Source organism: Roseateles sp. GW823-FHT07B05, from assembly GCF_058794515.1.
This window is the reverse complement of record NZ_JBXAGX010000005.1, coordinates 407,514-420,199: the sequence shown is the minus strand read 5'-3', so window position 1 is coordinate 420,199 and position 12,686 is coordinate 407,514. Positions and strand designations below refer to the sequence as shown.

Annotated in this window: 11 protein-coding genes, 1 pseudogene and 1 riboswitch; of the genes and pseudogenes, 5 read left to right on the top strand and 7 right to left on the bottom strand. The window is 66.4% G+C overall.

Annotated features, from left to right (window positions below):
• Positions 1-8: 8 nt before the first annotated feature.
• The 4 genes from AC1Q7O_RS14310 to AC1Q7O_RS14295 are packed head-to-tail and all read right to left on the bottom strand — an operon-like array spanning position 9 to position 4,829.
• Positions 9-1,067 (bottom strand): TniQ family protein, encoded by a 1,059-nt coding sequence (locus tag AC1Q7O_RS14310; protein WP_492660838.1) that lies wholly within the window; start codon positions 1,065-1,067, stop codon positions 9-11.
• A 25-nt stretch (positions 1,068-1,092) separates the two neighbouring features.
• Positions 1,093-2,148, bottom strand: coding sequence for a TniB family NTP-binding protein (locus AC1Q7O_RS14305; protein WP_492660837.1), 1,056 nt, complete (start codon positions 2,146-2,148; stop codon positions 1,093-1,095).
• Between the two features lie 4 nt (positions 2,149-2,152).
• The gene (locus AC1Q7O_RS14300) at positions 2,153-4,147 is read right to left on the bottom strand and encodes a TnsB C-terminal domain-containing protein (RefSeq protein WP_492660836.1); all 1,995 of its coding nucleotides are present in this window, start codon (positions 4,145-4,147) and stop codon (positions 2,153-2,155) included.
• The gene (locus AC1Q7O_RS14295) at positions 4,134-4,829 is read right to left on the bottom strand and encodes a hypothetical protein (protein ID WP_492660835.1); all 696 of its coding nucleotides are present in this window, start codon (positions 4,827-4,829) and stop codon (positions 4,134-4,136) included. Before AC1Q7O_RS14295 ends, AC1Q7O_RS14300 begins: the two co-directional genes overlap by 14 nt.
• A gap of 38 nt (positions 4,830-4,867) precedes the next feature.
• On the opposite strand from AC1Q7O_RS14295, the pseudogene AC1Q7O_RS14290 reads away from it, so the two are divergent.
• A pseudogene (locus AC1Q7O_RS14290) lies at positions 4,868-5,533 on the top strand (ATP-binding protein); the annotation flags it as partial.
• A gap of 9 nt (positions 5,534-5,542) precedes the next feature.
• Here AC1Q7O_RS14290 and AC1Q7O_RS14285 read toward each other — a convergent pair.
• The 3 genes from AC1Q7O_RS14285 to metH form a co-directional block, all read right to left on the bottom strand.
• Complete coding sequence (locus tag AC1Q7O_RS14285) at positions 5,543-5,800, bottom strand: hypothetical protein (protein ID WP_492660834.1); 258 nt, start codon at positions 5,798-5,800, stop codon at positions 5,543-5,545.
• 31 nt (positions 5,801-5,831) lie between these two features.
• Positions 5,832-6,410: a glycine zipper 2TM domain-containing protein gene (locus tag AC1Q7O_RS14280; protein ID WP_492660833.1), complete on the bottom strand. Its 579-nt coding sequence runs from the start codon at positions 6,408-6,410 to the stop codon at positions 5,832-5,834.
• Between the two features lie 114 nt (positions 6,411-6,524).
• Positions 6,525-9,218 (bottom strand): methionine synthase, encoded by a 2,694-nt coding sequence (gene metH / locus AC1Q7O_RS14275; protein WP_492660832.1) that lies wholly within the window; start codon positions 9,216-9,218, stop codon positions 6,525-6,527.
• A gap of 18 nt (positions 9,219-9,236) precedes the next feature.
• Positions 9,237-9,307: riboswitch (S-adenosyl-L-homocysteine riboswitch) on the bottom strand.
• Between the two features lie 85 nt (positions 9,308-9,392).
• On the opposite strand from metH, the gene AC1Q7O_RS14270 reads away from it, so the two are divergent.
• The 4 genes from AC1Q7O_RS14270 (at position 9,393) to AC1Q7O_RS14255 (ending at position 12,637) form a co-directional block, all read left to right on the top strand.
• Positions 9,393-10,595: an HD-GYP domain-containing protein gene (locus AC1Q7O_RS14270; protein WP_492660831.1), complete on the top strand. Its 1,203-nt coding sequence runs from the start codon at positions 9,393-9,395 to the stop codon at positions 10,593-10,595.
• Positions 10,596-10,692: 97 nt separating this feature from the next.
• Positions 10,693-11,082, top strand: a complete 390-nt coding sequence (locus AC1Q7O_RS14265; RefSeq protein WP_492660830.1) for a GntR family transcriptional regulator — start codon at positions 10,693-10,695, stop codon at positions 11,080-11,082.
• Positions 11,079-11,972: an ABC transporter ATP-binding protein gene (locus AC1Q7O_RS14260; RefSeq protein ID WP_492660829.1), complete on the top strand. Its 894-nt coding sequence runs from the start codon at positions 11,079-11,081 to the stop codon at positions 11,970-11,972. Before AC1Q7O_RS14265 ends, AC1Q7O_RS14260 begins: the two co-directional genes overlap by 4 nt.
• On the top strand, positions 11,969-12,637 hold the full coding sequence (locus AC1Q7O_RS14255) for a hypothetical protein (RefSeq protein WP_492660828.1): 669 nt from the start codon (positions 11,969-11,971) through the stop codon (positions 12,635-12,637). The genes AC1Q7O_RS14260 and AC1Q7O_RS14255 overlap by 4 nt, the downstream gene beginning before the upstream one ends.
• Positions 12,638-12,686 lie beyond the last annotated feature (49 nt).

Below are 12,686 nucleotides of genomic sequence, written 5' to 3'. Positions count from 1 at the left end.
CTAGCGTTCTAAGCCGACCTGAAGTTGCGAGAACGAGCACTTCGGCCCATCTGGTATTGCGACGAGTACATGGACTCAAGGTGCGTCGAAAACCAGCTAGGCAGCCTTTGCTGATCAACGGCAAACCGGCATGGAGCAGTTCCAGATTCTCGGACCGCACGTTCAAATCGGCCTGGCCAGTCCATCAGCAGCCACACTGCCATGCCAAACAACAAGTGCCGCTCCCGAACACTACGCCGCTCGTAGGACAGACGGCCTGGCGTCAGTTCCGTCGCCGTGCGCGGGAAGACGGCTTCGGAGACCAAGTCCAAGAGGCCCCGCCCAAATCTTTCGTTCGACAGCACCTTCACAACAGCCCGCAGGGCAAGGAACAGCTCGTACGCCGGCGTATGCAAGCGGCCTTCAAGCGGTGCGCATCCGAGATCAATCGTGGCCTGCAGAGTGCGTACCGCGACGGTCAGCTGCCAGTCCGCCCATTCAATCCTCGCGACGCGGGCGTATGCCAAGTCGAAGCCACATTCAGTGCAGATCGACAATGCCGGCGGGTTCACCTTGAATCGCGAGCCCAACTCGCCGCGGAAGAATGCAAACGGGGCACTGCACTTGGGACAGCGGTCCTGCATCAGCGTGTGGTGCACCTCGCACTCGGTGTAGAACGCCAGCCGCCACGACCGCCGAACGTATGGCCTGCGATCCGTACGCAGACATATGGGGCAAAACTGAAGACCGTATGCGGTGCGCTTTCTATGCCAGATGCCAAGCGGCAGCAGCCACGTGGCATTGCCGTTGGGATGGTGGTCAATGTCAATCTGCTGTGCAACGTTCTTCAGCGTTGTTCGCTCGATTCGCTCAAAGGCGATACCGGTCAGATCGACCAACTCTCTGATCACCACCTCCGGCGCCATACGATCGACGTCGCGGTTCCAGACATTGTTGCAATTGCCGCCAAAGCTCTGGCAAAGGGTATGGACCTTCGTGCGGTTCGCACGGGCCAGTGCAACGATCCAACCGCTCAGGATCTCGTCGTACAGGAGCTGTGGATGCGATGGCAGCGTTTTGGGTCCCATGCCTCTCGGACGCATGCCAACTCCCTCAATCCTCGCTGGTCTTCGTGGCGCCGCCGGACTTCTCGCCCGCTCTTGGCGCCTTAGCGGGGGCGCCACGCTCCTTCGGCTTGGCTGTTTTCTTTGCAGGCGCTGCTTTGCCAGACTTCGCCGCGGCGTCATCCAGGCTCTTCAGGGCCTTGGTCAGTCCCGCGCTCTCGATGCCACCCTCGTGAAGAAGCGTGATGTGCCGGATCAAGCCCTTGTAAGTCAAGCGCTCTTCCCCGGTCTCAATGGCATCCACAGCCATCTCTTGAAGGTGCCAAATCAGATCGCCCGTGTTCTGCGCATGAAGCTTCTTGAATAGTTCGAAGAAGTCCTTCCCGATCTCGCTCTTTCGACGCAGAGGCTGAAGGTAGATCCACCCCGTGACGAGTTGACCGAGATCATCTCCTTGAGGCATCTTCAACCTGATTCTGATGAACCTGTTCTTGATCTGCTCGTCATGTTGAATCGCCTGGTAGGCCTCCTCCGTCACTCCCAACACGACCGGCCGCTTGTGCTCGTTCATGATGAACTTGATCTGATTCATGCTCGTAGCTTTGGCCGGCGCCCGCCGGGTCAGGACATTGGCGATCTCGTCGATCACCAGGACCTTCATGTCGACGCGGTCGATCACGTCCATCGTCGCGGCCCGTAGCTGGTAGGGCGTCGGCTTGTTCGGCGTCTTGACAATCAGAGTCCGACAGATTTCCCCGTAGACGCCCTCGCCGCCGGAATCAGGAAACTGGATCACCAGTACCGGAACTTTCGCATGCTCCCCTTCCACGTTGTCGTCGGCAGGGAACTCTCGGTGAAATTCCGAGATCAACGCCGACTTTCCCATCTGGGAGTTGCCGATCAGCACGATGCCCTTGGGGCTACCGCGGTTGGGCGTCTTCACCAAGGTGCGCATGCGCGCCAGGATTGTGGGAAGTTTGCCGAACGGGATGAACTGGTCCGAACGCACATAGGCGATGCGATCCTGGGCCTCCTCATGCAATCGAGCTCTGGAGCCTTCATGCACATGGTCGTCGGTCCAATCTTGCTTGTCAGGATCCGACATTCGCCTATCTCGGCTTCAAGCTGGCAAGGAACTTCGGGTCCGGCGTGTAGCTCGTGATGCTGTCTTCTTTGGTGGGCTTGGGCTTCTTCTTTGGGATGACCGCATGCCCGTCTTGTCGAGCAGCTTCCTCCTTCCGCTTGCGCTGCGCCTTGGTCTTCTTGGCGGTGGCGTCACTGATGGTCGCGGCGATGCGCCCCCGACTTTCCACACGAGCTGTCTCGTCTTCATCCATGGGCTGGTGCAAACGCCTGCGGTACTCAAGCAGTTCCCACAGGGACCGATCCTCCCAATCCTTCTCCTGTACCTTGGCCTGCAAGTATTTCTTCGTTTGCGGCACGTGAACCCAGATATAGGTGAGGTTGTTTGGGTCGAAGTGAATCTGGAACTTCCTGGTCTCCTTGCCGTGGGCGGCAGAGTAGGACGGCAGCGTCGCGCTCAACTTCTCAAGTTCGATGCTGTAGTAGGTCAGCGTCTTGATACCGATGGTGCCCTGATTGACCGTCCTGTACTCGATGGGCAGCAGCGATATCCGCAGGTCCTCAGGATGCCGAGGGACGGGGGGCAGCCCGATTGGCAGGATGTCCTTGCCACCGACGAGCACGCCGTCATGCCAGGCCCGCAGCGGAGTACGGCGCTCCATACCGACGCCGGAGTGCGGGCTGCGGTGATACTGATTCACAAGCCACTCAGTGAAGCAGGCTTCGAACTCCCTGATCGACAGCACTGCGTTGCCTTCAGAGTCGTACTCTCCTTTGAAGAACGGGTTGCTGAACTTTGTCCCAGGCAGCGTGTTCGCGAACTGCTTCATGTAGGTTGAAAAAGCACTTTCCACGTGCCCCCCAAACTGCGGCTGCCCTCTTGGACGGTTGCGCAAATTGAAGCGGCGCGTCCGCTTCACAGCATGCATGAAATGACCGTTCATGTCGGTGCCGCCGTCGACGTGGATGATGCCGGGGATGCCATAGCAAGGCCATTCGCCCGGAACGCCCAACTTCTTTAGAAAGTCAGCTTTAGGGAGGAAGGCGCGTCCCATGAGCAAACCGACAGTTGCAGCCGATGGCGCATTGAAAGACAGGACGAAAGCCAACACCATGCGGGTGCACGAATCGATCATGATCGACAGGTGGGCATCGCCGATCGGTTGCCGGTGTTCCTCGTCAACCAACACCACCTGAGTCGGCGTATGGTCGATCTGGACTATTCGAAGCGGCGCATTGGCGCCCGGAAGGTGCCCAACCTTCGGACGAAACTCATTTCGCGCCTGATCCTTCCGGCCGCGAGCCTCCAACACTTCCTGCGGCGTCTTCAAGGACGCAGCGAACTTCCGCAGCGTCCCCTCCGATACCGTCGGTTCGTTCATGCGCCTGAGTTCCATGTTGATGTCCTCGCAGATCACGCGAAACGGAGACGGGGTGGCTATGAACCTCTTCTGGTCCAAATGCCTGACGACGACCGCTTGCTTCGACTCGCTGAAACGGAACTTGCCTTTGTCAGATCTCTCAGCGTGCTCAAGCGCCGCAACCGTGCCGGATATCTGCAGTTCCTTCAGATGCGTGTAGACCGTGGATATCCCGAAGTCAAACCGATTCGCATACGCCTCTATCGCCGTCTTCTTGTCGGCCCCGCGGGGGAGCTTGAGGATCAGGGTGAGCGCTTCGAATCTTTCGGACCGCTCGACAGTTCGCGAAGCCTCCTTGATTCGCGGATTACCTGCCGCGTCGTCCTTCGAAATTTCGATGCCGCGAAGGCGACGCCCCGCCAGCTTCCGCGTCCAACGTCCGGGCCCGTCATCTTCAACGTCGGCGTCTTCGCCCACTCTTTGGTCAGTCGGAGGCGGCGGCTCGCCTATCTGGTCGACCGTCAGGAACTCGCGCCGACCAGTGGCGACGTTGCGCACCAAGACACGATTCGCGTCTTCCTGCTTTTCGATGATCCAAGCTTCGCCGCCGTGACCGATGCGCGAGCCCACGTCCAGCGATATTTCGTCAGAGAGTTCCATGCTCGAGTCGTAGCATCGATTCGAAATGCAGAAGCTGATCAAGCTCAGCGTGGATACGGCGTTTGGCGATCAAGTAGTAGCAACTGCGCAGGATCTCGGCCCGACGCGCCAAAGTGTCAGCCAGCGTGTTGGCCAACTGGCGCAGGGTGATGGGGCCTGATCGCTCGAGGACGTTAAGCACCAGATTGACCTCCTTCTGCGGTGGCCGCTCCTCGGGACGCTCGATAAAGGGAAGCAGCAAGAGCGCGTTTTGGAGGCGCGGAGTGCGAATCTGAGACTCCCTGTGTACCTCGAACCTCTTCCCCGATCGACGAAGGTGCGTCTCCGCCGCCTTCCACATGATGTCCTCGTGCGGCTGAGGCTTTCTCGGAAGGTTGGCCGTCCGATTGAAGGGGTCTGGGTCTTCCTCGAAGTCAGGCTTGACCTCGACAACAAGCGGTTCGGGGGTCCTACCTGTCGCGTCCGGATGGAACTCCACCTCAAAGTCAGGGGTGTAGGTGCGTTCAATCCCGTCTGGGTCGGTCCACTTGATCGGACCTACGAACCGCCTGTAGGCCTTGACCCTGTGATCGAAGCGCACCAAGAAGAGAAAGTCTTCTTCGAGCACCGACTCGAACATAACGTCGTCCGGCGTCGAGCCGACGATCTTGACCGCACTCGACTTGATTTCACGCGGGATCATTCCAGCCAATGATACCGATTTTCTCATTTAACGATACTCTGCCCAGCGGGGGCTCGCCGCCGCGGCCCGGCGAGATCTCGCTGGCGCAGCATGGAGTCCTGTTCCTGGACGAGCTCCCGGAGTTTCCAAGGGCCGCCCTCGAAGCGCTGCGCGAGCCGCTGGAGACCGGCCGCATCCTGATCTCGCGCGCCGCGCGGCAGGCCGAGTTCCCGGCGCGCTTCCAGCTCGTCGCGGCGATGAACCCCTGCCCCTGCGGCCACCTCGGCAATCCGCTGAAGGCCTGCCGCTGCACGCCGGACCAGGTGTCGCGCTACCAGGGCCGGCTCAGCGGCCCCTTCCTGGACCGCATCGACCTGCTCGTCGAAGTGCCCGTCATCCCGCCGCGCGAACTGCAGGACCTGGCGGCTGGCGAAGCCAGTGCCGTCGTCGCCGGCCGCGTGGCCGTGGCGCGCGAACGCGCGCTGGCGCGACAGGGGGTCGCCAACGCGCAGCTGCAGGCGCAGGACCTGAGCGGCCATGCCGCGCTGGACACGGCCGCGAAGGCGCTGCTGGAGCGCTCGGCCGAGAAGCTGGGCTGGTCGGCCCGCAGCTTCCACCGCGTGCTGCGCGTGGCGCGCACGGTGGCCGACCTGGCCGCCGCCGACGCCATCGCGCCGGCGCATGTGGCGGAGGCCATCCAGCTGCGCCGGGCGCTGCCCGGCTGAGCGGCGACCTCAGGCCGAGGGACGCCGGCGGATGCCCCGAAACACCACGTAAGCCGCCAGCATCACGAGCGGCAGCGCCGCCAGCAACGCCGGGGTCTGCCAGTCGGACGCGCGCCGGTGCTGGTCGAGCACTTCGACCCAGGTGAAGGGCCCGCAGGTCCTGGCGCACCAGCGGGCATAGGACCAGCGCTGCAGCGCCTGCCAGGCGAAGCCGCCCGTCCAGGCAGCGGCCATCATCAACACGACGAGACGGGCTGGGACTGGCATGGCCGCGAGTATGCGGCCGGCCCGCGTCGCGTCAGCTGCGGGTGAAGCCGTTCTCCGTCAGGCGCACTTCGTCGCCGACGCGCAGGCCCGGGTCGGTGCGGCGCTCGAAGCGGCGGGTGCGGCCGTCGCGCTCCTCGATCTGCACCACCCAGACGGTGTAGCCCTTCTGGTTCTTCTCGATCTCGTTGCCGGCGTAGCCGCCGCCCACGGCGCCGGCCACGGTGGCCAGCTTCTTGCCGTTGCCGCCGCCCACCATGTTGCCCAGCAGGCCGCCCACGACGGCGCCACCCACCGCGCCCACGCCGCTGGACTCGCCGCGGCGCGCCTCGGTGTGCACGTCGGTCACGCGGCCACAGCCCTGGCACAGCGCCGGTGCCGTCACAGGCTTCACCACGGCCGGTCGCACCGCCTCGCGAGGCGCCTCACGCGGCGTGTCGGCAGCGGCCAGGCGCTGCGGCTCCACGCGGGCCGGCTCCACGGCCGCGTCCATGGGCGGCGGGCTGCTGGGGGTTTGCGAGCGGCCCACCGCATAGGCGCCGCCGAGCAGCGCCAGCACGACGGCGACGCCGGCAACGATCTGGGTGGACTTGACGCTGGGGGTGGTGGACATGGGGAACTCCGTCATTGTTGTTGGACACCCCATGTTCACGCGCCCGACGGGCCGCCGCTTGTAGGACAAGCGGCTGACCGCGCGCCGGCGTCGTATCCAAACGTTGCGTTCGTATCAGCCCAGCAGCGGCGCCAGCGCGCGGCGCGCGTCGGTCTCGCTGAGGCCGCAGCGGGCGGCCCAGTCGGCCAGCTGGTCGTCGCCGATGCGGCCGACGTTGAAATACGCCGCGTCGGGGTGGGCCAGGTAAAAGCCGCTGACGCTGGCAGCCGGCGTCATGGCCATGCTGTCGGTCAGGCCCATGCCGATCTCGTCGGGGGCCAGCACCTTGAACAGGTCGGCCTTGGCGAGGTGGTCCGGGCAGGCCGGGTAGCCCGGCGCGGGGCGGATGCCGCTGTACTTCTCGGCCACCAGCTCCTCGTTGCTCAGCGCCTCGTCCGCGGCATAGCCCCAGAACTCGCGGCGCACACGCTCATGCAGCCATTCGGCGGCGGCCTCGGCCAGGCGGTCGGCCAGCGCCTTCAGCATGATGGCCGAGTAGTCGTCGTGCGTGGCGAGGAACTCGGCCTCCTTCTTGTCGACGCCCAGGCCGGCCGTCACGGCGAACAGGCCGATGTGGTCGCCCTGCGGAGCGACGAAGTCGGACAGGCAGCGGTTGGGGCGCTTCACGCCGTCGACGACGGGGCGCTCGCTCTGCATGCGCAGGCCGTGCCACGTCATCGGCGGCTCGCTGTGGATGGCGATGTCGTCGTAGACGCGCGCGGCCGGGTACAGGCCGAACACGGCGTGCGCCTGCAGCCAGCGGCCGTCGATGATCTTCTTCAGCATGGCCTGCGCGTCGGCAAACACCTTGCGCGCCTCGGTGCCCACCACCTCGTCGTCGAGGATGGCGGGGTAGGGGCCGGCCAGGTCCCAGGTTTGGAAGAACGGGCCCCAGTCGATGTACTTCGCCAGCTCGGCCAGGTCCAGGTTCTTCAGCACGCGGCGGCCGGTGAACTTGGGCGCGGGCGGCACGCGGGCCAGGTCCAGCGGCGCGGCGTTGGCGCGCGCGGCGGCCAGCGTCACCAGCGGCGTCTGCTTCTTGCTGGCATGCAGCGCGCGGGTCTTCTCGATGTCGGCCTTCAGGTCCGCGATGTAGGCGGCGGCGCGCTCGTCGCTGAGCAGCTCGGAGCACACGCCCACGGCGCGCGACGCGTCGGGCACGTAGACGACCGGGCCTTCGTAGTGCGGCGAGATCTTCACGGCCGTGTGCACGCGGCTGGTGGTGGCGCCGCCGATCAGCAGCGGCATGTGGCGCGATGCGAAGTAGTCGTCGCGCTGCATCTCGGCCGCGACGTGCTGCATCTCTTCCAGCGACGGCGTGATGAGGCCGGACAGGCCGATGATGTCCGCGCCCTCCTCCTTGGCCTTCTTGAGGATCTCCTGGGCCGGCACCATGACGCCCATGTTGACGACCTCGTAGTTGTTGCACTGCAGGACCACCGTGACGATGTTCTTGCCGATGTCGTGCACGTCGCCCTTGACGGTGGCCATGACGATCTTGCCCTTGGGCTTGACGTCGCCACCGGCGGCCTCCAGCTGGCGTTTCTCTTCCTCGATGTAGGGCACGAGGTGAGCCACGGCACTCTTCATGACGCGAGCGCTCTTCACCACCTGCGGCAGGAACATCTTGCCCTGGCCGAACAGGTCGCCGACGACGTTCATGCCGGCCATCAGCGGGCCTTCGATGACATGCAGCGGCCGGCCGCCGCCGGCCGAGATGGCCTGCCAGGCCTCTTCCGTGTCCTCGACGATGAAGTCGGTGATGCCGTGCACCAGCGCGTGGCTCAGCCGCTGGTTGACGTCGCCGGCCCGCCAGGCCAGGCGCGCCGAGTCGTCCTTGCCGGCGCTCTTGGCGCGGTCGGCGATCTCGATGAGGCGCTCACCCGCATCGGGCCGGCGGTTCAGCACCACGTCCTCGACGCGCTCGCGCAGCTCGGCGTCGAGGTCGTCGTAGACGCCCACCATGCCGGCGTTGACGATGCCCATGTCCATGCCCGCCTGGATGGCGTGGTACAGGAACACGGTGTGGATGGCCTCGCGCACCGGCTCGTTGCCGCGGAAGCTGAACGACACGTTGCTCACGCCGCCCGACACCTTGGCGCCGGGCAGGTTCTGCTTGATCCAGCGCGTGGCCTCGATGAAGTCCACCGCGTAGTTGTCATGCTCCTCGATGCCCGTCGCGATCGCGAAGATGTTGGGGTCGAAGATGATGTCCTCGGGCGGGAAGTCCACCTCGTCCACCAGCATGCGGTAGGCGCGCGTGCAGATCTCGGTCTTGCGCGCGAAGGTGTCGGCCTGGCCTTGTTCGTCGAAGGCCATGACGACCGCCGCGGCGCCGTAGCGCTTCACGAGCCGCGCCTGGCGCTTGAACTCCGCCTCGCCTTCCTTCAGCGAGATGGAGTTGACGATGCCCTTGCCCTGGATGCACTTCAGGCCGGCCTCGATGACGCTCCACTTGGACGAGTCGATCATCACCGGCACGCGGGCGATCTCGGGTTCGCCGGCCATCAGGTTCAGGAAGCGCACCATGGCGGCCTGGCTGTCCAGCATGGCCTCGTCCATGTTCACGTCGATGACCTGGGCGCCGTTCTCGACCTGCTGGCGAGCCACGGCCAGCGCCTGCTCGAACTGGCCGGCCAGGATCATGCGGGCGAAGGCCTTGGAGCCGGTCACGTTGGTGCGCTCGCCGATGTTGACGAACAGCGTGCCGGCGCCGATGGCGACGGGCTCCAGGCCGGAGAGCTTCAGGGGGGGCGGGGCGATGGTCATCGACGGACTCGTGCAGAGGTTCGATGAGCGCCGTTGGAGAGGAATCCGAGCCTGGCAGGTGAGACCCCGTCGCAGCGCTCCTCGGATGAAGGCGGGAATTCTACGCAGCCACCCCTTCGCCGTGGCTCAAGATCGGCTTGCACCTGCCGAAGCCCCTTCAGAATTCCGCGCTTCATGGCCCTCGACCTCATTCCCCTCCCCGCGCGCACGCTGCGCGTGGGCATGACGCTGCCCTACGACCTGTACGACGCCGGCGGCCAGCTGCTGTTCGCGCGCGGGCAGACGCTGCGCGACTCGCCGCAGGTGCGTGGCCTCGTCGACGGCGGCGCGTGGGTCAACTCGGCCGACACGATGGCCTACCAGCGCGCCCGCGCGCACCGGCTGGACACGCTGGTCATGCAGGACGTGCCACTGGCCGACATCGCCAAGGCCGATGCCAGCTTCCGGCTCGACCCGTCCGCCCCCGCCAAGGTGGAGCTGGGGCCGCGCGAGGCCTGGTCGGACCTGCTGCTGCACACCCACACGCTGCTGCGCGAGGCCGCCCCGGCGGACCTGCCCGGCCGCGTGGCCCAGCTGCGCGACGCCGCCTTGAAGCGGCTGCATGCCCAGCCCGACGCGACGCTGATGCTGCTGGTGTTCGAGAGCAGCCAGGCCTTCGAGGACTACAGCGCCCGCCATGCGCTGCTGACGCTGCTGCTGTGCGACCTGGTGGCCCAGCAGCTGCAGCTGCCGGCACCGCTGCGCGAGGCGCTGCAAGGCGCCGCGCTGACGATGAACTACGGCGCCAGCGACGTGCACGACCGCATGGCCAACCAGACCGGCCCGGCCAGCCCGGCGCAGCGCCAGTCCCTGCAGGCCCATGGCGACCGCGCCGCGGCCCGGCTGGTCCAGGCCGGCGTCATCGACGACGCCTGGCTGACCGCCGTGCGGCTGCACCACGACGCCGGCCCCGGCCCGCTGGCGCCGCGCGGCGACGGCGAGAAGCTGGCGCGGCTGCTGCGCCGCATCGACATCTTCGGCGCCCGGCTGTCGCCGCGCCGCAGCCGCCAGGCCATGAGCGGCGCCGCCGCCGCGCGGGCCGTGTTCCTGGACGAGCTGGGCCAGCCCGACGAGGCCGGCGCCGCCCTCATCAAGGCCGTGGGCCTGTACCCGCCCGGCAGCCTCGTGCGGCTGGCCAACGGCGAGGTGGGCATGGTCGTGAAGCGGGGCTTCAGCGCCAACGAGCCGCTGGTGGCGGCGCTGATCGGCAAGAGCGGCAACCCGCTGTCCAACCCGGTGCCGCGCGACACGCGGCTGGCCTCGCAGGCCATTGCCGCCAGCCTGGCACCGGCGGAGCTGAAGCTGCGCATCAACCTGGACGCGCTGCTGAGGCTCTGAGCGGGCGACACCCACACGAACAGGCGGCCTGAGGGCCGCCCTTGTCATTCGGCACTTGCACGCCGCCGACTGTGCATATATTCTGTGTATATACATTATGCACAGCAGTCTTTTCATCTCGCAGACCGACGCGCGGCCGATGTATCTGCAGATCGTCGAGCAGATCCGCCAGCGCGTCGCCGCCGGGGACTGGCCGGCGGGGCAGGAGCTGCCGTCCATCCGCGCGCTGGCGGCGGACCTGCGCGTCAGCGTCATCACGGTGAAGCGCGCCTACCAGGAGCTGGAATCGGAGGGCGTCATCGTGACCCGCCATGGCAAGGGCTCCTTCATTGCCGACGCGCAGGAAGCCGCCCAGGCCGTGCACCGCGCAGCGCTGGACGCGCACCTCGCCGCCGCCGGCCGCATCGCCCGCACGCTGGGCATCGCGGAACCCGAACTGGTTGAACGCCTGCGCAACGCGCTGAACGACAAGGAGGCCGCCGAATGAAGGCCATCGAAATGAACGGCGTGCGCAAGGCGTTCCGCTTCTTCACGCTGGAAGACGTGTCGCTGGAGCTGGCGCCCGGCCAGATCATGGGTCTCGTGGGGCCCAACGGCGCCGGCAAGAGCACCACCATCCGGCTGCTGATGGGCCTGCTGACGCCCGACGCCGGCCGCATCCGCCTGCTGGGCCACGACATGCCGCGCGACCAGGCCGCCGCCAAGGCCGATGTCGGCTTCGTCAGCGACGACATGAAGCTGCTGCCGCAGGCCACGCTGGCCTGGCACATGGACTTCGTCGCCGCCATCTACCCCGGCTGGGACGCCGCCTACGCCGCGACGCTGCTGAAGCGCTTCGGCCTGCACGCGGGGCAGGCGGCCAGGAGCCTGTCCAGCGGCGAACAGGCCAAGGCGCTGCTGCTGCTGGCGCTGGCCCGCCGCCCGCGCCTGCTGGTGCTGGACGAACCCACGTCGGGCATGGACCCCGTCGCCCGCCACGAGCTGCTGGCCGAGTTCATGGACGTGCTGCGCGACGACGAGCGCGCCATCCTGTTCTCGTCGCACAACACGCTGGACGTGGAGCGCATCTCCGACCGGCTGACCTTCATCGACCGCGGCCGCGTCGTCGCGGCCAGCGACAAGGAAGACTTCCTGGAGCGCTGGCGGCGCGTGCAGCTGCGGATGCCGGAACCCGCACAGGCGCTGCCCGACCTGCCCGAGATCGTCGGCTGCGAGCGCGACGGCGCGCAGGCCACGCTGACCGTCGACGGTTTCTCGGACGACTTCGTCGCCCGCCTGGGCCTGCCGCTGCAGGCCACGCACCGCATGAACCTGGAGGAGATCTTCGTCGCCACCGTCATGCACAGCCGGCGCGTGCAGGAGGCCCGTCCGTCATGAACCTGCTCACACGCAAGCTCGTCGCCAAGGAGCTCCACGTCTACCGCTGGCTGATGGCCGGCGCCACCGCCGCCGGCTTCGCGGGCCTGCTGGCCGCGGGCACCGGCGAGGTGGGCTTCAACATCGGCTTCATCGTCTGGCTGACGGCCGTCATCGCGCTGGGCGTCATGCTGGCCATCTTCGGCGTGTCGCAGGAGCGCAAGGAACGCTCGCTGCTGTTCCTGCTCAGCCTGCCGCTGTCGCCGGCCGACTACGTGCGCGCCAAGCTGCTGGGGCTGCTCGCCTGCTTCCTGCTGCCGTGGGCGCTGCTGAGCGCCGGCGCGCTGGGGCTCATTGCCGCCACGCCCGGCATCGCCGACGGCCTGCTGCCCTACGGTGTGCTGCTGTGCGGCTTCCTGCTGCTGAACTTCTCGCTGGTGCTGTGCGGCGCGCTGCACATCACGTCGGAAGCCGGTGTCGGCGGTCTCATCATCCTGACGAACATGTCGGTCTCGCTCTTCATGATGGGCGTGGGCCGCATGCCGGGGCTGGGCGAACACATGCTCAAGCCCGAACCGGTCTGGAGCACGCCGTTCTGGTGGCTGCTGGCCGCCGAACTGGCCGCCACGCTGCTGGCGCTGTGCCTGCCCCTGCTCTTCGCCGCGCGACGGCGAGACGTTCTGTGAGAAGGCATGAACGAACTCCTCACACCCGCTCGTTCCGCCGCAACGCCGC

Coding starts and splice junctions, on each gene's coding strand:
- AC1Q7O_RS14310 (WP_492660838.1), bottom strand. CDS start 1,067: ATGGGACCCAAAACGCTGCCATCGCATCCACAGCTCCTGTACGACGAG.
- AC1Q7O_RS14305 (WP_492660837.1), bottom strand. CDS start 2,148: ATGTCGGATCCTGACAAGCAAGATTGGACCGACGACCATGTGCATGAA.
- AC1Q7O_RS14300 (WP_492660836.1), bottom strand. CDS start 4,147: ATGGAACTCTCTGACGAAATATCGCTGGACGTGGGCTCGCGCATCGGT.
- AC1Q7O_RS14295 (WP_492660835.1), bottom strand. CDS start 4,829: ATGATCCCGCGTGAAATCAAGTCGAGTGCGGTCAAGATCGTCGGCTCG.
- AC1Q7O_RS14285 (WP_492660834.1), bottom strand. CDS start 5,800: ATGCCAGTCCCAGCCCGTCTCGTCGTGTTGATGATGGCCGCTGCCTGG.
- AC1Q7O_RS14280 (WP_492660833.1), bottom strand. CDS start 6,410: ATGTCCACCACCCCCAGCGTCAAGTCCACCCAGATCGTTGCCGGCGTC.
- metH (WP_492660832.1), bottom strand. CDS start 9,218: ATGACCATCGCCCCGCCCCCCCTGAAGCTCTCCGGCCTGGAGCCCGTC.
- AC1Q7O_RS14270 (WP_492660831.1), top strand. CDS start 9,393: ATGGCCCTCGACCTCATTCCCCTCCCCGCGCGCACGCTGCGCGTGGGC.
- AC1Q7O_RS14265 (WP_492660830.1), top strand. CDS start 10,693: ATGCACAGCAGTCTTTTCATCTCGCAGACCGACGCGCGGCCGATGTAT.
- AC1Q7O_RS14260 (WP_492660829.1), top strand. CDS start 11,079: ATGAAGGCCATCGAAATGAACGGCGTGCGCAAGGCGTTCCGCTTCTTC.
- AC1Q7O_RS14255 (WP_492660828.1), top strand. CDS start 11,969: ATGAACCTGCTCACACGCAAGCTCGTCGCCAAGGAGCTCCACGTCTAC.